Here is a 22,721-nt window from a genome sequence, read left to right on the forward strand (position 1 = left end):
TGCTGCGCATCATTAAGGTAACATGAGACCTGTCCGCTATCGTTATACTAAGGTTAAAAGCAGATTGGTATCGTTTGAAATGTTTTGGCATTTTTATCCACTGAATCCGGCATCACCAGGAGAGCAGTTTAAGGCGTACCCGTGTCCGCGCCGAGGATACGGGCGTGACCTGTCGGTGAAGTCAAGGGGAACAGCGTGACTGTACAACAGCAATTCCATACCCGACTGGATGAGAGTCGTGCCCTGATGCGTACCCTGATCGAAACCCTGCCGGACCTGGTCTGGCTGAAGGATCTTCAGGGGACTTACCTGATCTGTAATCAACGGGTTGCACGCCTGTTCGGTACGGATGAATCGGAGATTGTCGGCAAGACCGATCATGATTTGGTTGCGCGGGAACAGGCTGATTTTTTTTCTCAGCAGGATCGGCTGGCCATCGAGTCAGGTGGTCCCCGGGTATACGAAGAGTGGGTCACCTATGCCAATGACGGCCATCAGGAGTTGCTGGAAACCATCAAAACACCGATGTATGACAACACGGGTAGCCTGGTTGGTGTACTGGGAATAGGCCGGGATATCACGGATAGAAAAAGAGATGAAACCGAGCTTCGCCAGTTTAAAAAACGGCTTACCGAGGTGCAGCGCCTATCCAGCAGCGGCAACTGGGAACTGGATCTGACCAGTGACACGCTTTGGTGGTCCGATGAGGTGTATCGCATCTTTGAAGTCGATGCGGCAACTTTTCAGCCCAGCTATGCAAGTTTTGAAGCCGCCATTCACCCCGATGATCGGGAGGCGGTCGGGCACGCCTATCGTCAGTCGGTAAAGCGGCGCGAACCCTACGATATCGTGCACCGACTGTTACTGTCGGATGGACGCATCAAGTATGTCCAGGAACACTGCGACACGGTCTATGCGGAGGACGGCAGGCCGTTGCGTTCGCTGGGCATGATTCAGGACGTCACCACCCAAATGGAAGCCCAGCAGGCACTCACCCTGAGCGAGCAGCGTTTGCAGGCGATTCTGGCGAATGCACCGGCGGTGGTCTATCTGAAAGACCTGGATGGCCGCTATCTGATGATTAACAACCTGTATGAGACGCTGTTTCATCTCGATGGGCAAGACGTGGTTGGCAAACTTGATTCTGATCTGTTCCCCAGCGCGCAGGCCGAGGCGCTTCGGGCCAATGATCTGCAGGTGCAGGAGCATGGGCGTGCACTGCAGGTGGAGGAGCAGGTTCCCCAGGATGATGGCATGCACACCTACATCTCCATCAAGTTTCCAGTTCGGGACGGAAATGGTCAGATTTATGGCGTCTGCGGTATCTCCACCGATATCACGGAGAAAAAGCGGGCGGAGCAGCGGTTAAGGCAATCGGCGGCTGTTTTTGAGAATATCTCGGAAGGGATGTTCATTACCGATGTTGAAGGACGGATTCTCGACGTCAATAAAGCCTTCAGCGAGATTACCGGATACACCCGAGAGGAAGCTTTGGGAGCCAATCCACGGCTGTGGAAATCCGAACGACACGATGCGGATTTTTATCGGGCCATGTGGAGTTCAATCACCAGACGGGGTCAGTGGCGCGGTGAGATCTGGAATCGGCGCAAGGACGGTAATATCTATCCGGCCCAATTGACCATAAGCAGTATCAGTGACGACCAGGGTGGCGTGACCCACTACGTGGCCCTGTTCTCGGATATCACCAATCTCAAGCAGTCGGAGGAGCAACTGGAACGGCTGGCGCACCACGACCCGCTGACAGAATTGCCCAACCGGCTGCTGTTCAATGCGCGACTCAGTCATGCGCTGGAGCAGTCCAGACGCAGCAACCAACGGCTGGCACTGCTGTTTATCGATCTCGACAGATTCAAGCATATCAACGACAGTTTTGGACATGTGGTGGGGGATGAACTGTTGCGTCAGGTTGCCGGCCGCCTGACAGCCTGCATGCGTGAGGAAGATACCGTCGCGCGTATTGGCGGTGATGAATTTATTATCCTGTTGGAAAGCGTTGGCGAACCAACCCACGTGGTGGTGGCCGCGGAAAAGATTCTCGAAAACTTCGCATCGCCCTTCCAATTGCATGAGCGGGAGGTGTTTATCTCCCCCAGTATCGGTATCAGCATCTATCCGCGGGATGGCAGTGATTGCGGTTCGCTGCTGCGAAACGCCGACACGGCCATGTATCGCGCCAAGGAGGCGGGGCGTAATGGTTTTGCCTTCTATACGGAAGAGATGACCGAGCAGGCGGTGCAGCGGGTGTTGCTGGAGAGCAAGCTGCGCAAGGCGCTGGAACGGGATGAACTGCTACTCCACTATCAGCCGCAACTGGATATGGAGAGTGGAAAGCTGATCGGTGCTGAAGCGTTGGTACGCTGGCAGCAGCCGGAGATGGGGTTGATTCCACCCGACAGGTTTATCCCGCTGGCGGAAGAGAACGGACTGATCCTGCCGATTGGCGAGTGGGTTCTCCACACGGCTTGTCGCCAGGCGAAAAGGTGGCTGGAACAGGGACTGGCGTTTGGCCGCATATCGGTGAACATCGCCACACCCCAGATACAGCGGGGCGATCTGGTGCGCCTGGTGGGGCAGGTGCTGCGGGAGACCGGCCTGCCGTCGCACTGCCTGGAACTGGAAGTGACCGAGAGCGTGATCATGGAGGACTTTGATCAGGCGATAGCGGTGCTGGAGGGGCTGCGTGCCCTGGGGGTGCGGTTGGCGATGGATGATTTCGGTACCGGCTACTCTTCGCTGGCCAATCTCAAACGCCTGCCGATTGAGCAGTTGAAGATCGATCAATCCTTCGTCCGGGATATCCCGGATGATTCCGATGACATGGCCATCACCCGGGCGGTTATTGCACTGGGAATCAGTCTGCAGCTGGAGGTCATTGCCGAAGGGGTGGAGACTGAGCAGCAGCGCCAGTTTCTCCTGCAAGAGGGGTGTCGCCTGGGACAGGGCTATCTGTTCCAGCGGCCGGTGGCACCGGAGCTGTTCGAGCAGTGGGCCGGCACAATTCAACCGGCGATCGGCCCTGCAACAACCGAAATCCCCGAAGGCTAGTGCGTTAACTGCACATCAACAGGGCAGCCGCTTCCTGCTGCCGGGGAGAACCGACTGGATGGGGCAGTCCGCCGTTGGGTTCACTCAGCAACGGTTGTGGCCGGGAGTAGAGAAAGCCCTGAATGATATCCACGCCGGCCCAGCGGACGAAGTCCGACTGGGTTTGATGCTCGATCCCCTCGGCCACCACCAGGCTGCCGCTGGAGGCGGCCAGATCCACCACTTCACGATAGAAATTGGCTGCCCAGATCCGCTCTGGCACGTCCCGTATCAACCCGAGGTCGAGCTTGATGATATCGAATCCCCCCTCGTGCAAGCGTCCCAGGTTGGAGTAGCCAGCGCCGAAATCATCCATCGCTACGAGAAATCCCTGGCGGCGCAGGGTGTGTACCCGCTCCAGAATCAATGAGCTGTCGACTACATCTTCCGCCACCTCCAGCACGATGCGCCGCCGCCGGGCTGGCGGCAACGCTTGCAGGGTGGATTCCAGAAGTGACCCAAACAGGCGGTCATCTTTCAACAGCTCTCCGGCCAGATTGAACCAGAGCGACCCATCGAACCGCCACTGACTATCCAGTGCGATCACGTCCTGAATCTGCCGGACGGTCAGTTCCAGCAGGCGTTGCGGTTGCATCTTCAGCAGAGAGAAGAGTACCTGCGGTGATACCGGCGCATCCGACTCGGCGCAATAGGCCCGGGTCAGGATTTCCCGGCCATACAGTCCGTTCAGGGCGCCGGCGACCAGCCCCTGCTGGTGCCAGTTGAGTACCAGGTCTTGTTCGCCCAGGCGTAATTTCATGTGCATGTCCAACCCTCGCGAAACTGCTGGTAATCCCGGTCCTCGGCCTCCAGCCGGGCATGGATTTCGTTCATCAAGTGGGTGATGGCATCCTGCTGTTCAGCGCTGAGTGTCAGGGCGGGGTGGCTCAGTTTCTCCCGCTGCAGGAAATCGGCAGTTGCCATGACCGCCTTTCGCAGGCTCTCATAGCCGGCGCGCAGACCCTGCAGTTTCTCTCCATCGGAGCCGGAAACCTCCCGTACCGCGGGATCGAGAAAACAGGCCTCCAGCTCCAGGTGCATCAGTACGGCACGACTTAAACGCCTCAGGCGTGCCTCTATCCGGTGCAGATGACAGCGTGGATGTTTCAGCAATTGAACAATCTGTTCAATCTCTGTCTGAATATCCCGATGATGCCGCAACAGCACCCGGGACCAATCCGCCAGGTGTTCGGGACCGGTCAGTGAGGCGGTGAGGTGTTGACAAACCAGTGGACGTTCCATGTTCACCACCTAGCTGTTCGAGACCAGCTCAAGCAGGATTCTTTCGACCGTCAGATATTGTGACTCCATCAGACTGATCTGTTCCTGGGCGCCTTTATGATCGCCCTGATCGGTTAGTGTCACGGCGTGTTCCGCATGCTCATGAACCCGGTCGTGCGGCTCTTCCAGGGCGATGAACAGCCTGTCTCCGCGAAACCGTTGCCGGATCTCATCCGCATAGTACCACTTGCCGATACCACACTCCCGGGAGGAGGGAATGTTGGAAAGGCTCTCCCCGGTGGGGTGGTTGACATAGGTAATGATATCGTTGCGCAGGAAGGTCTCGTCGATCATCGCCAACTCCAGCTTGGAGCGCCAGTTGGCGCTCTCCAGGTCGGCCTGGGTGGCGCTGATCCGCTCCAGCTGGGCGCCCAGGTCGTCCAGGGTGTTGACGGTACCCCGGGCGATGCCGTCCACGTTGGTCGACAATGTACGGTTGATCTCACCCAGTTCTGTCGAGGTGGCGGCCAGCCCTTTAAGGAAGCCATCGGCCTGCTTGGCCGAGGCACCGGTGGTTGAGGAGAGGGTGCGCACTTCGCCCGCGACAATGGTAAAGCCCCGACCATGCTCACCCGCCCGGGCGGCTTCGATGGCGGCGTTCAGGGAGAGCAGATTGGTCTGCTCGGCTATTTTGCTGATATTACCAACGATAGTGGAGATCTGGCGGATCTCACCGAACAGGCCCTCGAAGGTGGAGAGCTGTTGTCCCTGTAACTGCGTCAGACCGGTCAGTTCGGTGGCCAGCTGTTCAATTCGCTCCTTGGCGCCGCGTGAGACAATGACCGCTTCCCCGATGGCAGAGCTGCTTTTAAGCAGGTTTTCATCCAGCCACTCGAAGGATTTGCGCATCCTGCGCATGCGCAGGGAGAGTGACTGGAGTTCCGACTCATAGTAGGCCCTGGTCTCCCGCTCCTTACACAGGGCGAGTTCCCGCTCCTCGGCCAGCTGCTGTTGCTCGCGGGACTGATTGCGGCTGAGTTCCAGTTCGTCACGCAGCAGTTCCAGTTGATCTTCCAGTCGCTGTGCAGGAGACGGGACCTGTCTGCTCATACGTGACATAAGGGGCGCGAAAATGCTCATGGACCACTCCTCCATTAATAGCTCGTTGTTGTTGTGGTTATCCTAATTTAATGTGCATATAAAATGCAACTTATAAATCCCACGCATCCAGGTACCGCCGCAAGACGGCCGTAATCCTGTTGGTGTGGAGTGTCTGAAGCGCGTGCTGGGTTGGATCTGCCCGGGGCTGCAGCTAGCGGCTATAACTCAGAATCTGACCGCGAAACGGTCGTGATAGATAGTCGGAGTTTTCCGGTTTATCCTGGCGGTGAGTGTAGCCCAAACTCACCATCTGTCTGCTGAAGCGCGCGTGATTGCCACGTCCCGGATCAACCAGTACTACTTCGCAATGTGTCTTGGCATGCTGATCAATGAAACCGGACAACAGCTCGGCATGAGTGCGTTCATACAGCAGATCACTGCCGATGAGCAGGTCAAATTCGCCCAGGTCGCTCTCCGCATCTTCCCAGGCGGTACGCACAAAAGGGATCTTGTTTCCCTCGTTCAACAGGACATTTTCCGCCAGAAAATTTTCCGCTTCCGGGTGATAGTCGGTGGCGGTGATATCCGCCTGTCGGTGGTTCAGTACCAGGCTGGCCAATGCAATGCCGCAACCCACTTCAAGAATCCGTTTGCCGCCAATCTGGTAATCAAGCATATGGTGTGCGAGCACCTCACTGGAGTCCCAGACCACGCCGAATAGAGGCCACAGGGCGGAGGAGATGCCCAGCTTTTCCGCTGCCCCGTCAACATCGAGGAACTGTTGCCGGTCGCGCAAGGTGCGCAGGTGGATATCAAGGTCACCAAACTCTATGGTCTGGTAGCGTACGCGCATCGGGGTCATGGGAAATCGCCGGGTTCGGTTAAGACGCACGATTAACCAAGGCTATTCGACGTATGAGGAGCCTGCACTGTACAGGTATTCCAGCGGTTTAGCTAAATTATCCGCCGCTGTCAGATTGATTCAAAGTAGTCGATCATCTGCTTGCGCTGCTCGGCACTGGGCAGCCGGCCCCGCCCGGCCAACATATTGTCCTGCAGGTGTTTCAACTTGGTGGTGGCCGGTATGGCGCAGGTGATCGTGGGATGGGAGACAGTAAACTTCAGGAAGAATTGCCCCCAGCTGGCGCAGTCGAACTCGGCCGCCCAAGCGGGGAGCGGTTTACCCTTTACCCGGCGAAACAGGCTGCCGCGCTGAAATGGACGATTGGCAATTACTGCAATACCCCGCTCCCGGGCAATGGGCAGCAGCCGTGACTCGGCTTCCCGGTTTCCCAGATTGTAGGTGAGTTGCACAAAATCAAAGCTGTGTCGCTGCAGGATATCCTGCAGTGCGCTGTGATAACGGCCGTGCGAGGTGGTGATGCCGAGATAGCGAATGGCCCCATCCGCCTTCATCTGCTGCAGGGTCTCCAGGTGGGTCTCCCAGTCCACCAGGTTGTGGATCTGCATCAGATCGAAGCGCTGAATACCCCACTGTTGCCGGGAATCCTCCATCTGCCGGATGCCGCTGTCGCGGCCATCGGTCCACACCTTGGTGGCGGCAAACAGATTCCTGTCACCCGTCATCCTGGGCAGTAGTTGGCCGATCACCCGCTGGGCCGAGCCATACATGGGCGATGAGTCGATCATGCCACCCCCCATGTCAAAAAAGGCCTGCATAACCTCCTGTAACTGCATGAGAAGTGCGCTGCTGCCTCCGGCCTCGAAGGTGCGCGAAGTCCCCAGGCCGATTACCGGTAACAGCTCACCGCTTGAGGGGATGGCCTTGCGGATTGTTTGTGGCTGTGCCGCTGTTGTGCCGGGCAGGAGCAGGGCAGCGGTCAGGCTGGTGGCGGCCTGGATAAACCGGCGCCGATTCATGCTGGATAGTTGTGGCATTTCTATACCTCTTCAGGACAAGGGGCTTCGGCCAGCTTCACCTGTTGCCGCCCCAGGGAAAAAGCGATCCCGGCCCAGACAAGCGCCAGCGGTATCGCGATCATGGCAATTCCGGCGAGGTTCATGCCGAGGCCGCGCATGCCGGCATAGATCCAGGCGCTCACAGCGTCGCCGGTTCGATAAACCACCGTGTCGATCAGATTCTTCGCCTTGTACTTCTCCTCCCTGGTCAATACGACGTAGAGCATTTCCCGGGCCGGACGCATGATGGCGTAATTACCGGCGCGTCGGATCACTTGTACCACCAGTAGGACTGTCAGTACCGGCGCGATGCCAAGGAGGGTGAATCCGGCGCTGAGCAGGAGTGGCACAATGGCCAGTACCATGGCCAGTCCGAACCATTTAATCAGCCTGCTGGTAAGGAACAGTTGCAGTAGCAGCGTCAGTCCATTGACTGTCAGATCGATCGCGGCAAATACTGCGGTGCGTTGCGCTGAATCGGCAAACGCGTCCCGTACAATCTGTGCCTGCATCAGATAGAGGAAGGTCGCCAATGTGGTGAACAGCAGCATCAACAGGCAGATCCCCAGCAGATAGGGCGAACGCGCAACCAAAGTGATGCCGGCCCAGATGCCACCGCCCAGTGACTGGTTTTCGGCTGCTGTGACGGGTGTGTCGTGATTGGTTGGGTTGTCCGCCGACCAGTTCGACAGCCTGGCAATGCAGAAAATGGCCCAGGAGAGCAGAAGGGCGGAAACCAGCAGCAGGTTTCTTGCCCCCAGCGGCTGTACCAGCAGTGTGGTCAGGGCTGGGCCGGTCAGTGCTCCCAGAGTGCCGCCAGCGGCAATGAATCCGAACAGACGGCGTGCTTGGTTATTGGCGTAGATGTCTGTCATGAAACTCCAGAAAACGGAGACCACGAACAGATTGAACACGCTGGCCCAGATAAAAAAGGCCCGTGCCACATAGGGAGTAGCCCGATGCTCATCCATCAATAGATAGAACAGCAGCATCACCAGAATGAAAAAGCCGTAGACGTAAGGTAGAAAGCGGCGACGGGGAAAGCGGGAACTGACCCAACCAAACAGCGGGACCGCTGCTGTCATGGCGATAAGCGTGCCGGTAAATAACCACTGCAAGTTCTCCACACCACCCAGTATGCCCATCTCATCGCGCATCGGTCGGACGATGTAGTAACTGCACAGCAGGGCAAAGAAGTAGCTGAATGACCATAACAGCGCCGTTACTTCAGCCGGTTCGACCTGAACGGATCTGAGCAACAGGCTGTGGATGCGTGATTGATTTCGGGACATTTCCGCTCCTTGCGGGAAGGGTTGAGAGGGATTGGGTAATCCGACCGGTCTGCCGATTTTTCTAACTATAGCCGGTGCCCAAGCAATCGGACACTATTGGTGGATCAAGGCATGTTTCGTGTCGGTGGTTGCCGGCGCCCCGGTGCTGATCTGGCGGGGGGAGAAAGGCAGCCCCCGCAGACGACTATTGTCCTCGCTTGAATCGGCTATATTTGTAATCAGCAGTGCTGAATTCTATTCCGATTCTGTATCGATCCCTGTGTGGATCGTATTGGGAGGAGGCCAATGGTTGAGATAGGAGATCTTATTTCCGGCGGGTCATCGGCTCACTGGTTCAATAATGGCGGGAATACGGAACAACGCCCCTCACCACCCCGAGTTCTGCGTGATCTGGCTGCCGAGGCCGATGTACGCTTCAACGGTAACCGGCCGTGGGATATCCAGGTGTTCCACCCATCGGTCTACCGGCGGATTTTGATGCAGGGATCACTGGGGTTCGGTGAAACCTTTGTCGAAGGTCTGTGGACTTCGCAACGACTCGATGAAACCATCAGCCGGTTGCTCTCGAGGGATGTGGAGCAGCGGGTCAACCGTCGCACCCGGCTACGCTGGCTCTCGGCCCTGCTGAAGAATATCCTGTTCAACCGTCAGTCACGCCGACGCGCATTCCAGGTTGGTGAGCGGCATTATGATATCGGCAATGATGTTTATACCGCCATGCTTGATCCAACCATGAGCTATAGCTGCGGTTACTGGGCCCGGGCGGATAATCTGCAACAGGCGCAACGGGCCAAACTGGACCTCATCTGTCGCAAACTGAATCTGCGACCCGGATTGCGCCTGTTGGATGTCGGCTTTGGTTGGGGTGGTTTGGCCCGGCATGCTGCTGAACATTACGGTGTGACGGTTGACGGCATCACCGTCTCCCGCGAGCAGTTGATCCTGGCGCGGGAACGCTGCCGTGGCCTGCCGGTGCGTCTTGAACTGATGGATTACCGGGATCTCAAGGGATGCTATGACCGGGTGGTATCGGTTGGTATGTTCGAGCATGTTGGACCGAAGAATTACACGGCCTATTTCGAAACCATCAACCGCGTGCTCAATGACCAGGGTATTTTTCTGCTACACACCATCGGCGAGCACGCTGACAGCACCGTCACCGATCCCTGGATCGACAAGTACATTTTCCCGAATGGAAAAATTCCGTCGCCGCAACGTCTTGCTACGGCCTTCCAACCGTACTTCGTGCTGGAGGATTGGCATAATTTTGGCGGGGACTATGATCGCACCCTGATGGCGTGGTGGAAACGATTTGATGCCGCCTGGCCGTCGTTGAGGGCGCGCTATGACGCCTGTTTTTACCGCATGTGGAAATACTATCTGCACAGTTGTGCCGGTTTTTTCCGCTCCCGTCAGGGGCACCTGTGGCAACTGGTTCTCACCAAGCGCAAGCGTCCCGCAACCTATCGTTCACTGCGTTGAGGGGCAGCAGGGCTTTATCAGTTTGTACATGACAGAGTCTGTTCCGCGAAGTGACCGCCGAGTTTATTCCGTACTCCAGAATCCAGCGTGGCTTCTCAATACACGCGGGCCGGAGGGTGTTTCAATATGGGCTTCCAGAAACGCCTGGCTGTTTTTGGGGAGTGGATGTATTCGTGCCAGATCCGCGGCGCCGATGGACTCCAGAATAGAATCCAGCCATGCCGGATAAGGGTGATAGATATCCAGGCCCTGAAACCGGCACCCCGCATCCGCCATCTGTTTGGCCGGGTGTGAATCGACCTGCCAATCAATAATGTAGGGTAACATTCCACCCGCCAGAAGACGTCCGTCGTCCGGCAGTCCAAAATACCAGCTCAGTTTGCCTCGGCTGATTAAGGTGGCCTCGCCAAACGCACCCCGGGTTTTCTGCAGCAACTTGTTGATATTTTCCGTATTGACGACCCAGGACAACAAGGCGGGGCGGTTATACAGCGACTGTCGGACATGGGGGTCATCCAGACCGTACCAGCGGGGTCTGTTCGGCGGTTCCCTGTTGGGATTTAAGGCAATGACTTCGAGAAACAGTTCATCGCCAAGCCGCATCAGGTGATTGTGGGTGCCCATCGTATCGTGTGCACCGCCGTAGGGGATATCAACGCCCAACTGTTCTTTAACATAGGCGGCTCCCTGTTCAAGATTCGACGCACCTATGACGAGATGGTCTATTCGCGTGCCCATGAGCTGTCCCAATGCCGTTTCTTGCATTCATCATTGATCATGCTTCGCGCGCTGCAGGTATCCATCCCGGTCAGAATATCCACCCTTAACAAAACCCTGGCAATGACGCCTTGTTTTATTACCATTGTGGTATCGCCCGGTTGACCGGATTCAACAGTTGCGGAAAGCTGCCGGAAGAACCGAGCAACTTCCCGCAGGGGCATAATAAAGGAGGGGGCCTTAACTGGCCTTGCCCGCAGTGGTTGCCTCAGGGACTTCCATCAATTTTCCGGTTTTGCAATCGTAGATATAACCGTAGATCGGGATATCCGAGGGTACCATGGGGCTGCTCCTGATACGCTGTACATCCTCCACCACGCTCTTTGCATTGTCACTGATAGTCAGCCAGTTGATGTACTTGCCATCGGTGGTTCCGCCGCCCGCATTGCTGTCATGCCAGCCGCTCGCATCGATGCTGGCGGATTTCAGGCTGCGTGACAGCAGATCCCCCATGATCTCATTGGTAAATGTCTCCATACCGCAGTCAGTGTGGTGGATGACAAACCACTCCCGGGTCCCAAGCAGTTTATAGGAGATCACCAGGGAGCGAATCGCATCATCGCTGGCCCTGCCGCCTGCGTTACGGATGACATGGGCATCGCCCTCGGACAGGCCGGCATATTTTGCCGGGTCCAGCCGGGCATCCATACAAGTCAATATGGCAAACTTACGCCCGGGCGGCATGGGCAACTCTCCCTTGTCGCCAAAGTTCGCGACATAAGCAGCATTAGCTGATATCACCTCTTTAACGGTTTTACTCATTTTCCCGCTCCTCCGGTTAACCGCATCCTGTTCCGTCAGGTTCCCCAGCGGTGGTATCCGGAACCTGAAGGCCAACCCGGGGCAGGCTGCAACTGGCTGAATGCCAACGTCCAACTTGCCGGCCCCTTTGTATGGTTCGTATATATAGGTCGTTAGTGAACTGGTTCCACTCCATGATCGTGGGAAATGGAAGGTCAGTACCAACAACCATCAGTATAGGAACAATTGACGCCGGGTGGTGAAGGGAGTTTCGGCGGGAATTGAGAAAGGCAACGGGTGCGGGTCGGGTTGTCTGCAAGGCGTTATCTGAAATAGATCTTGATGAGGTGTGGAAATTGCTGTCCGACTAGCCGGTACAAAGGAGACATACAACTCTGTCGCCGAAGGTTTGGTTTAGTCGGCGGTCTCCTGTACAGGGTGATGTCGGGCTGCCGTCGCACCCAGTTCATCCAGCCACTTCAGACCCTCTTCCCATTCACCCAGTCCTGATTCGTGATTGATGTGGCCGTAGTCGCCGAGGGTTTCTATACGAGCGCCGAGCTGCTCGGCGAACAATCGTCCGCGTTTCAGGGCGCAGTAGGGGTCGTCGCTGCTTAAAACCGCGATGGAAGGGAAAGGCAGCGGGCTGAGTCTTGGGTTGGCGAAGCCCTGGATGGCATCCGGGAGATCGGGTCGCTGGACGTCGGGGATGGCGACCAGCAGGGCGCCGATGATCCTGTCACCGGGGTGTTCACTGGCCCATTCAGCCACGGTGATGGTGCCCAGGCTGTGGGCGATCAGGATAATCGGTCCCTCGGTGGCGGTGATTTCCCGGTCCAGCGCGGCGATCCAGTCATCATGCTCGGGGAAGTCCCAGCTGGCGGGTTGGGTGCGGCGGCTGTTGGGTAGTCGCCGTTGCCAGCAGGTCTGCCAGTGCTCTGCGCCGGAGTTGCCATAGCCGGGAACAATAATGTGGTGAATAGTGCTGTCAGTTGTCATGGTTGGGTTGGATCACAAAGCCGTTCAAGGTGTGTGACCGAGTATAGGCCGCCGGGAAATGACGGAAAAGAATGGTTGGCTATGTCGTCAGTCTATTCTGTTATGACGGTTCAAGTCTTGTTCTGAGTACAAGCCTGTAACATAATGACCTTATAAGCATAATTTATTATTAGAGTTTTACTTTCTATTAAGGCCAGCCAGTCCTGCACTAACAGATGAGACATTCCCGTCACCCGGCAAGGGTGGAAGGAGCGGCTATTCTTGTTTAAGTGGTACCGAAATTAGGGGCTGGGACTGAATGAAACATCCAGGTAACTGAGGTTCAGCGTGGTGGTGAGTTTTATCTGATTGTATTAACAGTGATTTATACATTAACAACTGTAACGCAAGTTGACGGGTGGATGCTTCAGCAGCTCGATTGGGGTACTTGCGACAGCGGGAGCTTCAGTGCAGTGGGGTGCTGCAACTCCGCGTGGAATATGTACCCGATTTCCCAATATTAAGATATAGCTTCAGGAGATAGTATGGATATGGCGATCAGCGACCTTTCAGTCAAAGTGGATCTCAGTCAGTACGGCATCACCGACGTGGCGGAGATCGTGCACAACCCCTCCTATGAGCTGTTGTTCGAGGAGGAGACGCGTCCGGACCTCGAAGGGTACGAGCGGGGTGTGGTTACCGAACTGGGTGCTGTAAACGTCAATACAGGAATCTTTACCGGTCGTTCTCCGAAAGACAAGTACATCGTCAGTGACGCCATGACTGGCGATGTCCTCTGGTGGTCACATCAGGGCAAGAATGACAATAAGATGCTCTCGCAGGAAACGTGGGGGGAGTTGAAGACCCTGGTGACCAAGCAACTCTCGAACAAGCGGTTATTCGTGGTGGATGCCTTCTGCGGGGCCAATGTGAATACCCGACTTGGTGTACGCATTATTACCGAGGTGGCGTGGCAAGCGCATTTCGTGAAGAACATGTTCATCCGCCCCAGCGAGGAGGAGCTAAAGAACTTCAAACCTGATTTCGTGGTGCTGAATGGAGCCAAGACAACCAATCCCAATTGGGAACGTCAGGGTCTCAACAGCGAGAACTTTGTAGCCTTCAATATGACCGAAAAGATGCAGCTGATCGGGGGTACCTGGTACGGCGGCGAGATGAAAAAGGGTATGTTCTCGGTGATGAACTTCCTGCTGCCGCTGCGTGGTATCGCCTCCATGCACTGTTCCGCCAATGTGGGTGAGAAGGGAGATGTGGCCATCTTCTTCGGTCTCTCCGGAACCGGCAAGACCACCCTGTCGGCCGACCCGAAAAGGGCGTTAATCGGTGACGATGAACACGGCTGGGATGATGACGGCATCTTCAACTTCGAGGGTGGCTGTTATGCCAAGACCATCAACCTGAGCGAGGAGAACGAACCGGACATCTACCATGCCATCAAGCGCGATGCCCTGCTGGAGAATGTCACTGTCGATGAGAGCGGCAAGATCGATTTCAGCGACGGCTCAAGGACCGAGAATACCCGGGTCAGTTACCCGATCTATCACATCGAGAATATTGTCAAACCGGTCTCCAAGGCGGGCCATGCCAAGAAGGTGATCTTCCTGACCGCTGATGCCTTCGGTGTGCTGCCCCCGGTCTCCAGGTTGACCCCGGATCAGACCGAATATCACTTCCTGTCGGGATTCACCGCCAAACTGGCGGGTACCGAGCGCGGCATTACAGAGCCGACCCCGACTTTCTCCGCCTGTTTTGGTGCGGCCTTCCTGAAACTGCACCCCACCAAGTACGCCAGGGAGCTGGTCAAGCGCATGCAGGCGGTGGGAGCGACCGCCTATCTGGTGAATACCGGCTGGAACGGTTCCGGCAAGCGCATCTCCATCAAGGACACTCGCGTCATTATCGATGCGATTCTGGATGGCTCGATTGAGCATGCAGCGAGCAAAACCATCCCTGTGTTCAATCTGCAAGTGCCGACCGAACTCCCCGGCTGTGATAGCGGCATTCTGGATCCCCGCAAAACCTACAGTGATGTGGAGGAGTGGAACCGCAAGGCACAGGATCTTGCCTACCTGTTCGCCGAAAACTTCGGCCGCTATACCGATACCGCCGAGGGCAAACGCCTGGTGGCTGCCGGTCCGCAGATCGACTGATTCGAGGATACGCAGGTGGAGACGGGCATTGTCTATCCGCACTCGTTGCCACTATGGCTAGGGATCGCCGGATAATCGTTGGGTATTTTGATTTGTGCCTCACGGCGGTTGGGGGCTGGCATCTTTATCCAGGGGTTCTGTTTGCACCGATTTCCCGATCCCGAAAGAGGCCGGTTGCGCTTGTGGCTCGGCCGGATAGGGAGAATGCATATGCAGCCACTTCTTCAGTACGGGCCGCTGCCCGGAGCCTGCCATCCGCCGATACTGCGCGAACAGCCTGTTGATGTTTCCCCGATTGCTCCTGGGGTTTAGGGGGCAGGCGAGTTCTATCCGTGTTCGGTACTGATCACAAGGCAGTATCTGAGTTACGGATTTGTTCACCCTTTAACGTGCGGATGCCGCCTGACAAGACAACCGGTCAGGATTCTCCCTGGCGGGTTGTCTTGTCAGTTGATCTATCGTTCTCCTGCTTTATGCGGAAAGATTGCTGCGACGCCGTTTCTGGTAACCCATACCCACGAGGCCAAGACCTATTAGTGCCAGAGTGGCCGGGACCGGGACTGATTCGTAACTAATCGAAACGGTGACCAGATCCCCATCGCCGAAGGTCGATACGTCATCACCAAACAGCACGCCGACGGATATGCTGTTGTCAATAAGAAGGGTCTCCATTGCGACTTGGCTCAGGTTGAATGGCAGTGAAAAATCGCAGTTGTTGAAGTTGCCCGAATTGTCCACAGCACCGGCAATGGGAGTTGAGCCGTTGTTGGAAGGTCCACCGCAGCTGTAGAAGCCCTGTGACAGGCCATCAAAGATGACCTCAAAATTTTCATCCTCTGCTGGGAAGGCGCCGCTGAGATCGAGACCCAACGTACCCTGGCCCTGCGCGGGAGCAATAGAGATGATCCCGGGGCCGCTGGTTGCCGGCAGTGCGTTGAAGTTGAAAATCATGTCCTGACCATCGGCAGTCAGGGCCTGTGTCTGTGTGATCAGGAGAGCGTGTGACGCAAACGAAGTCATTGAGAGTGCTGTAGCCGCAGCTAAGAGGAGCGTTTTTTTCATGGTTTTGATCTTCCTTGCTTGAGTTAGAAAGTTATTATTGTGCTTGCGGCTAATGAAGATTCCTTAAACCACTACACTAACACAGCAGTTAAGCAATTAATGCGCCATTTATTTTTAGTTGGTATTAACTTTTTAATAAACAAAGTGTTATATGGTGTTTTGTGCAATCGGCACAAGCGTGAATCGACTCGGCTGTAAAATCTTGTGACACTTTCCAGGAGCAAGACAGGCGAAGGCGCGGTCTGTTGAAAATCAACGTAAGTCAGATCAATTCTACTGAAAAGTGTTTGGCGGGCGATCAAGCAACGAACAACACCGGTGCAGCCCAAGACATACACCGGTGTACCTTCTCACGACTGACGAAGGTCAGTCGGGTCGTTTAGCGCTGACCGTACTTCGTCTTGGCCTCTCGCCGCCGTGCGTGCAGTACCGGCTCGGTGTAGCCGCTGGGCTGTTCGCAACCCTTGAACACCAGATCACAGGCGGCGGCAAAGGCGACTCCGTCAAAATCGGGTGCCATGTTGCGGTAGTTCGGATCACCGGCATTCTGCCGGTCCACCACGGCGGCCATGCGTTTCAGGGTCTCCATCACCTGCTCTTTCGAGCAGATGCCGTGGCGCAGCCAGTTGGCGATGTGCTGGCTGGAAATGCGCAGGGTGGCGCGGTCCTCCATCAGGCCGACGTCGTTGATGTCGGGCACCTTGGAGCAGCCCACGCCCTGGTCGATCCAGCGCACGACGTAACCGAGGATACCCTGGGAGTTGTTGTCCAGCTCTTGCTGGATCTCCTCGGCGCTGTAGGTTTGATCCCCCATCAGCGGAATATCCAGGATCTCATCCAGGCTGGCCATTTTACGCTTCGCCAGTTCATTCTGGCGCTCCGCCACGTTCACCTTGTGATAGTGGATGGCGTGCAGGGTGGCGGCAGTAGGCGAGGGGACCCAGGCGGTGTTGGCGCCGGCCATGGGATGGGCGATCTTGGCCTGCAGCATGCTGGCCATCTGGTCGGGGATGGGCCACATACCCTTGCCGATCTGCGCCTTGCCGCGCAGGCCGCAGCGCAGACCGTTGTCCACGTTCCAGTCCTCGTAGGCCTTGATCCAGGGGAGCTGTTTCATTGCTTCCTTGCGCGCCACCGGGCCGGCCTCCATGCTGGTGTGGATCTCATCACCGGTGCGATCCAGGAAGCCGGTGTTGATGAACACCACTCGTTCTTTGGCCGCCTGGATGCAGGCTTTCAGGTTGACCGTGGTGCGACGCTCCTCATCCATGATGCCGACCTTCATGGTGTTGCGTGACAGTCCCAGGGCATCCTCAATGCGGCTGAACAGCTCGCAGGTAAAGGCGACCTCTTCCGGTCCGTGCATTTTCGGCTTCACGATGTAGATACTGCCGCTGCGACTATTGCGGTATTTGCCGTTGCCCTTCAGGTCATGCAGTGCGATCAATGCGGTCATCATGCCGTCCAGGATGCCTTCGGGGATCTCGTCGCCGTTGCGGTCGAGGATTGCCTCGTTGGTCATCAGGTGGCCGACATTGCGGATGAACAGCAGGCTGCGACCCGGCAGGGTCAGACTGCCGCCAGCCGGGGTGGTATAGGTGCGGTCCGGATTCAGGTGACGGGTGATCGTCTTGCCGCCCTTCTCCATTTCGGCAGTCAGGTCTCCCATGAACAGGCCCAGCATGTTGCGGTAGACCACGGCCTTGTCTTCCGCATCCACGGCGGTGACCGAATCCTCACAGTCCTGGATGGTGGTGATGGCCGCTTCCAGGACCAGGTCCTTGATGCCTGCGGCATCCTCCATGCCGATCATGGATTGACGATCGATCTGGATCTCGATATGCAGACCATTGTTTTTCAGCAGGATGGCGCTGGGCGCCTCGGCGTCACCGTTGAAGCCCACCAGCTTTTCCGGCTGGGCCAGCCCGGTACGGCTGTCATCACTCAGGGTCACCGACAGTTTTCCGGTAATGATCTGGTATTCAGTGGCGTCCTTGTGGCTGCCACTCGCCAGTGGTACCACCTCATCCAGCAGATTGCGTGCGGTTTCGATCACCTTGGCGCCGCGGGTTGGATTGTAGCCGGCGGTAATTGCCAGGTCGCCGCTCTGATCGATAGCATCGGTGCCGTAGAGGGCATCGTACAGGCTGCCCCAGCGGGCGTTGGTGGCATTCAGGGCATAGCGTGCGTTGTTGATGGGCACCACCAACTGGGGACCGGCCATCTGGGCGATTTCCGGATCGACATTTTCGGTCTCGATAGTGAAGTCGGCGACCTCCGGGAGCAGATAGCCGATTTCGATCAGAAACGCCTTGTAGGCCGCGGCATCCAGAGGTTGGCCAGCCCGCTGCCGATGCCATTGGTCGATCCGGGCCTGCAGTTCCTCGCGCCTGGCCAGCAGGGCACGGTTTTTCGGGGTCAGGTCGTTAACAATCTTCTCCAGTTCACTCCAGAAGGTTGCGCTGCTGACACCGCTTTCCGGTGCGATCTTGTTCTCTACTAACTCTTTGATCACGTTGGCGATTTGCAGGCCGCCGATCTGTGTGCGTGCTGTCATGTAATGCCCTTGTTGCAGTTAATCAATACGGATGCCGTCACTCATGCCCGCAGTGCGGAGTGCCCACACTGTATTTTGTAAACAAATTCGCCGGTTCAGGAGATAACGGTAAATAATCAGTCTATCAAAATCGTGTATGGAATGTACCCCATGAAAATATGGAATTATTTTCAGTTACTCTCTGGCGCCAGCCGGGCCAGTGGGCGTTCGTTGATCGGCAGATGGATAATGGCCGCCAGCAGTCCCAGTACCACGCCGGCCCACCACACCGCGTTGTAGGTACCCGTGGTGTCATACAGACGCCCACCGAGCCAGACACCGAGGAAACTGCCCACCTGGTGGCTGAAGAAGACAATGCCGAACAGGGTGGCCATGTAGCGCACGCCGAACACCTGGGCCACGATGCCGGAGGTAAGAGGGACGGTGGAGAGCCAGAGTATGCCCATGGCGGCGGCGAACAAATAGATGGTCAGGGCGGTTTTTGGCGCCAGCAGCATCGCGGTGATGACAATCGCCCGGCTGAAGTAGATGAACGCGAGCCCGCCTTTCTTGCTCCAACGGGTGCCGACAGCACCGGAGAGAAAAGAGCCGGCGATATTGAACAGGCCGATGAGGGCCAGCGCATAGGCGCCCACCTCCGGTGCCAGCCCCAGATCCTTCACGTAGGAGGGGAAGTGGACCGTGATGAAGGCGACATGAAAGCCGCAGACGAAGAAACCGGTGGTGAGCAACACGAACCCGCGGTGTCCCGCCGCCTCCCGCAGTGCCTCGCCGAGCGACTGATCGAACGCCGGTTCACCCTGATGAGTATGGCTGTCGGGCAGTGCCAGGGCCAGTGGAATAATCAACAACGCCGTGGCGGCCAGGATCAGCAGGGCCGACTGCCAGCCAAAGGCGGCAATGAACTGCTGGCCGAGCGGGGAGAAGACCACCTGTCCCAATGATCCGGCGGCGGTGCCGAGTCCCAGCACCAGGGTGCGCCGTTCCGGCCCCACCACCTTGGCCATGGCGGCCAGGGCGATGGAGAAGGCAGAGAAGGCGATACCGAGCCCGGTCAGCACGCCACCAAACAGATGCAGCCCCATAGTGCTGCCGGTGGTGGCCATGCCCCAGACGCCGAAGCCGTAGAGCAGGGCACCGAAGGAGAGCACTCTCATCGGGCCGTAGCGGTCGGCCATCGCCCCGGCTACCGGCACACCGATGCCCCAGAGCAGGTTCTGGATCGCCATGGCGATGGCGAAGGTCTCCCGGCTCCAGCCGTGGGCCAGGGTCATTGGCTCCAGAAACAGACCGAATACCGAGCGGATGCCGAAGCCGATCATGGCGATCAGGCAGCCGGCGACGATGACCAGTAGTGGTGTGCGCCAGCTGTGCGTATTCGGGCCTGGAGTGAGATCGCGCATGGTGGATGCCTTTCGGGATCGACGGATTCGACATAGTACATGATCCAGTCGGAATAAATAACAGAGCCCGGCGAGGGTTAATTTCATCTGCAACTGAAAATGCCAGTGTCGGATCAGGCGTCAGTAATACGCAGCTGTGGCGCTGAGTAGATTGTCATTTTGGCGACTGTTCTGGCCAAGCAAATGGGTTATGATTCGGCAAGTCAAGTTGCTGGGGTAGCGGTAAAAAAATCATGTCGGCGGAAAGTGCTCTGGCTTTTTTTGTGGCCATCTTCATCTTCTCCATCACCCCGGGCCCGGGGGTGTTTGCCATTCTGGCACGTGCCATGACCGAGGGTGCGGGAGCCTGCGTCACGCTGTCACTGGGGATGGCGATCAGCGACATCATCTACCTGGTATTCGCCTGCTATGGTCTGGCGGCCATCGCCGAACACTGGGGCGGGCTGTTTACCGTGATACGCATACTGGGTGCCGCTTATCTGCTCTATCTCGGTTGGCAGATGTGGCGTGCCCGCCCCACTCTGGCAACGGAAGCCGCAACCCTGAAATCGAGCGATCAGCTCAAGAGTTTCATCCAGGGCTTTCTGATCTCCGCCTCCAACCCGAAGGTGATTCTGTTCTACATCGCTTTTCTACCGACCTTTATGGATCTGTCCGTGTTAACTGCGCAGGATATTGTGCTCGTGTCGCTGATCGCCCTGGTCGGACTGATGCTGGGCCTGATGCTGATCGCAGTCTCCGCCTCCTGGGCACGTAGAAAGTTTCGTTCCGAGAGGGCCATGCGTGGTCTCAACCGAGTGGCCGGTTCCATTATGATGGCGGCCGGCACATATCTTGGTTTGCGTCACTGATCCACCCTTTCGTCAACCAATCTCCATTCAAAACCGGAGCTTGATGCATGCCTGATCGCAAGACCCATCTTGACTTGCTGGCGATGGCCATTCTGCTGGTACTCTGCGCCAGTTGGGGACTGCAACAAGTGGCGGTCAAGCTGGCTGGCGTCGGTGTATCGCCGTTTTTTCAGGCCGGTATCCGTTCGTTGGGTGCAACGGTCCTGCTGCTGGCCTGGATGTGGCTGCGCCGTATCCCGATCCTGCAACGGGACGGCTCCGCCGGGTGGGGTGTGCTGGCCGGACTGTTGTTTGGTGGCGAGTTTCTGCTGATCTTCTGGGGACTGGAGTTTACCAACGCCTCGCGGGCCGTGATTTTTCTCTATCTCTCACCCTTTGTCGTGGCGATTGGCGCCCACTATTTTGTCGAGGGTGAGCGGCTGCGCTGGGTTCAGGTGATCGGCCTGATGGGGGCCTTTGCCGGAATCCTGCTGGCCTTTGGTGAATCATTCACCTTTCCATCAAGGGAGATGCTGATCGGTGATAGCATGCTGGTGGCGGCCGCAATCCTCTGGGGATCAACCACGGTGGTAATCAAGGCTTCGGTGCTGCGCAGTCTGGCGCCGAGCAAGGTTCTGCTCTATCAACTCGGTGTTTCCGCCATCCTGCTGTTGGGTGCCGCCTGGGTCGTGGATGAGCCGGGTATTACACAAATGACTCCGTTGATTCTGGGCAGCCTGCTGTTCCAGGCAGTCTGGGTTGCCTTTGTCACCTATCTGGCCTGGTTCTGGTTGGTCAGGCACTATCCGGCCGGACGCCTTTCCGCCTTCACCTTTCTGACCCCCCTGTTCGGCGTGCTGGCGGGGCACTGGATACTGGATGAACCGCTCTCCCTGGTGTTGCTGGTGGCGCTGCTGTTTGTCGGACTGGGGATCTATCTGGTGAACCGGCCGCAGCCCGGCAGGACAGAATTACCAGCGGGAGTTGAGGAAAAGCTCTAGTCGCGATTGTGTAAGGTCCGCGCTCCGTGCGCATCTCCACAACGATGCGCTGTGATTGCCATCTGTTCAAAGTTGATTTCGAAGCCCCAGCTTCTGTGGATGAGGCTGCAGATAGACCTGGCGGGAGATGTAAGGATCGGGATGCAGCCGGAAATAGTGCCGGAACAGGGTGATTGGCACCACCAGCGGTATCTCGCCCTGCCGGTAGCGCTCAATGCTCTCCCCCAGTTCCTGCTTGTCATGAGTGTCGATGTTGCGCTTCAGGTAACCCATGATGTGTTGCAGTACATTGGTGTGACCCTTGCGGTTGACCGGCCGCTGTAGCGCGCTCATCAGCTCGCTGAAGTAGTCCTGGCTGATACGCCTCAGTGCATTTTTCGGTACATTCGACAACAACCGCCCCATGCGTTTGTAAGCCGCCTGGGAGTGGGCCATCACCAGGTATTTATGCCGGGCATGGAAGTCGATCAGCCGGGCCGGCGTCAGCCCTTCGTCGGTGAGCTGCTGCCAGTGGTGATAGACGAATACCCGGTTGATGAAATTCTCCCGCAACACCGGGTCGTTGAGGCGGCCTTCATCCTCCACCGGCAGGTTAGGCAGATGGCTCATCAGCGTGTGGGCAAAGATGCCGGAACCCTGACGCTGGGCACTACCGCCCTGTTCCGGATACACCTTGACCCGTTTCATGCCGCAGCTGGGTGAGTCCTTCTTCAGTATGTAGCCGCTGATGCCGTCCAGGTTGGCGAGCGCTTTTGTCGAGTATGTCCGGAGCTGACGAGTCACATCCACGTCCGGATTGTCCACGCCGACGGCACGGGGATTGTCCGGGTCGCCCACCAGTCGGATGGGAGGGCGGGGCGTTGGCATGCCGCTGCCCATCTCTGGGCAGACCGGAATAAATCGCATGTATTTTGAGAGCTCACCGGTGATGAAACGGTCCCGTTTGTGGCCGCCGTCATAGCGTACATTCTCCCCCAGCAGGCAACTGCTGATGCCGATGGTGACCGGGCTGAAAGGTTTATCTGTCATGAAGGGGGATTGGCTCCTCTACTTTAATATTTAATAGGCACGCAGCGCTTT

General features: G+C 57.1%; 18 protein-coding genes. 5 read left to right on the forward strand and 13 right to left on the reverse strand.

Going from position 1 to position 22,721, the window contains the following annotated elements; all coding sequences use genetic code 11:
- Positions 1 to 195 precede the first annotated feature (195 nt).
- Positions 196 to 3,066 carry a sensor domain-containing protein gene (locus ACHZBF_RS03280; protein ID WP_321527674.1) on the forward strand — a complete coding sequence of 957 codons (2,871 nt, stop codon included), beginning with the start codon at positions 196 to 198 and terminating at the stop codon, positions 3,064 to 3,066.
- A gap of 4 nt (positions 3,067 to 3,070) precedes the next feature.
- Here ACHZBF_RS03280 and ACHZBF_RS03285 read toward each other — a convergent pair whose 3' ends face one another.
- The 6 genes from ACHZBF_RS03285 to ACHZBF_RS03310 all read right to left on the reverse strand — a co-directional run bounded on the left by ACHZBF_RS03285 (position 3,071) and on the right by ACHZBF_RS03310 (position 8,639).
- Positions 3,071 to 3,865, reverse strand: a complete 795-nt coding sequence (locus ACHZBF_RS03285; protein WP_051301915.1) for an EAL domain-containing protein — start codon at positions 3,863 to 3,865, stop codon at positions 3,071 to 3,073.
- Positions 3,862 to 4,347 (reverse strand): hypothetical protein, encoded by a 486-nt coding sequence (locus ACHZBF_RS03290; RefSeq protein ID WP_029132789.1) that lies wholly within the window; start codon positions 4,345 to 4,347, stop codon positions 3,862 to 3,864. The genes ACHZBF_RS03285 and ACHZBF_RS03290 overlap by 4 nt, the downstream gene beginning before the upstream one ends.
- Positions 4,348 to 4,356: 9 nt before the next feature.
- Positions 4,357 to 5,466 (reverse strand): methyl-accepting chemotaxis protein, encoded by a 1,110-nt coding sequence (locus ACHZBF_RS03295; protein ID WP_029132788.1) that lies wholly within the window; start codon positions 5,464 to 5,466, stop codon positions 4,357 to 4,359.
- A gap of 172 nt (positions 5,467 to 5,638) precedes the next feature.
- Complete coding sequence (locus tag ACHZBF_RS03300; RefSeq protein ID WP_029132787.1) at positions 5,639 to 6,289, reverse strand: class I SAM-dependent methyltransferase; 651 nt, start codon at positions 6,287 to 6,289, stop codon at positions 5,639 to 5,641.
- A gap of 110 nt (positions 6,290 to 6,399) precedes the next feature.
- Positions 6,400 to 7,308, reverse strand: a complete 909-nt coding sequence (locus tag ACHZBF_RS03305; RefSeq protein ID WP_394707544.1) for an aldo/keto reductase — start codon at positions 7,306 to 7,308, stop codon at positions 6,400 to 6,402.
- A 20-nt stretch (positions 7,309 to 7,328) separates the two neighbouring features.
- Positions 7,329 to 8,639, reverse strand: a complete 1,311-nt coding sequence (locus ACHZBF_RS03310; RefSeq protein ID WP_029132785.1) for an NTP/NDP exchange transporter — start codon at positions 8,637 to 8,639, stop codon at positions 7,329 to 7,331.
- Positions 8,640 to 8,924: 285 nt separating this feature from the next.
- Here ACHZBF_RS03310 and cfa point away from each other — a divergent pair, with 285 nt between their 5' ends.
- Positions 8,925 to 10,121 carry a cyclopropane fatty acyl phospholipid synthase gene (gene cfa / locus ACHZBF_RS03315; protein ID WP_051301914.1) on the forward strand — a complete coding sequence of 399 codons (1,197 nt, stop codon included), beginning with the start codon at positions 8,925 to 8,927 and terminating at the stop codon, positions 10,119 to 10,121.
- Positions 10,122 to 10,184: 63 nt separating this feature from the next.
- Here the strand turns inward: cfa and ACHZBF_RS03320 are convergent, their stop codons facing one another.
- The 3 genes from ACHZBF_RS03320 to ACHZBF_RS03330 form a co-directional block, all read right to left on the reverse strand.
- Positions 10,185 to 10,859: a VOC family protein gene (locus ACHZBF_RS03320; protein ID WP_321527675.1), complete on the reverse strand. Its 675-nt coding sequence runs from the start codon at positions 10,857 to 10,859 to the stop codon at positions 10,185 to 10,187.
- A gap of 219 nt (positions 10,860 to 11,078) precedes the next feature.
- Complete coding sequence (locus tag ACHZBF_RS03325; RefSeq protein WP_029132783.1) at positions 11,079 to 11,660, reverse strand: beta-class carbonic anhydrase; 582 nt, start codon at positions 11,658 to 11,660, stop codon at positions 11,079 to 11,081.
- 393 nt (positions 11,661 to 12,053) lie between these two features.
- Entirely contained in the window at positions 12,054 to 12,638 is a 585-nt protein-coding gene (locus tag ACHZBF_RS03330; RefSeq protein ID WP_321527676.1) for an RBBP9/YdeN family alpha/beta hydrolase, read from the reverse strand.
- 524 nt (positions 12,639 to 13,162) lie between these two features.
- Between ACHZBF_RS03330 and pckA the strand changes: the two genes are divergently transcribed.
- Positions 13,163 to 14,788, forward strand: coding sequence for a phosphoenolpyruvate carboxykinase (ATP) (pckA, locus tag ACHZBF_RS03335; protein ID WP_321527677.1), 1,626 nt, complete (start codon positions 13,163 to 13,165; stop codon positions 14,786 to 14,788).
- Between the two features lie 471 nt (positions 14,789 to 15,259).
- On the opposite strand, the gene ACHZBF_RS03340 is transcribed toward pckA, so the two are convergent.
- From ACHZBF_RS03340 to ACHZBF_RS03350, 3 genes are all read right to left on the reverse strand, one after another.
- Complete coding sequence (locus tag ACHZBF_RS03340) at positions 15,260 to 15,850, reverse strand: PEP-CTERM sorting domain-containing protein (RefSeq protein ID WP_084609870.1); 591 nt, start codon at positions 15,848 to 15,850, stop codon at positions 15,260 to 15,262.
- Between the two features lie 379 nt (positions 15,851 to 16,229).
- Positions 16,230 to 18,407: a malate synthase G gene (locus tag ACHZBF_RS03345; protein WP_321527678.1), complete on the reverse strand. Its 2,178-nt coding sequence runs from the start codon at positions 18,405 to 18,407 to the stop codon at positions 16,230 to 16,232.
- Positions 18,408 to 18,577: 170 nt separating this feature from the next.
- Complete coding sequence (locus ACHZBF_RS03350; RefSeq protein ID WP_321527679.1) at positions 18,578 to 19,810, reverse strand: MFS transporter; 1,233 nt, start codon at positions 19,808 to 19,810, stop codon at positions 18,578 to 18,580.
- A gap of 233 nt (positions 19,811 to 20,043) precedes the next feature.
- Between ACHZBF_RS03350 and ACHZBF_RS03355 the strand changes: the two genes are divergently transcribed.
- Complete coding sequence (locus ACHZBF_RS03355; protein WP_321527680.1) at positions 20,044 to 20,661, forward strand: LysE family translocator; 618 nt, start codon at positions 20,044 to 20,046, stop codon at positions 20,659 to 20,661.
- 47 nt (positions 20,662 to 20,708) lie between these two features.
- A complete protein-coding gene (locus ACHZBF_RS03360) occupies positions 20,709 to 21,641 on the forward strand; it encodes a DMT family transporter (RefSeq protein ID WP_029132777.1) in 933 nt (310 codons plus the stop codon).
- Between the two features lie 66 nt (positions 21,642 to 21,707).
- Here ACHZBF_RS03360 and ACHZBF_RS03365 read toward each other — a convergent pair whose 3' ends face one another.
- On the reverse strand, positions 21,708 to 22,670 hold the full coding sequence (locus ACHZBF_RS03365; RefSeq protein WP_321527681.1) for a YbgA family protein: 963 nt from the start codon (positions 22,668 to 22,670) through the stop codon (positions 21,708 to 21,710).
- Between the last annotated feature and the right edge of the window lie 51 nt (positions 22,671 to 22,721).

This window comes from Sedimenticola selenatireducens, assembly GCF_963675335.2.
GTDB lineage: Bacteria > Pseudomonadota > Gammaproteobacteria > Chromatiales > Chromatiaceae > Sedimenticola > Sedimenticola selenatireducens.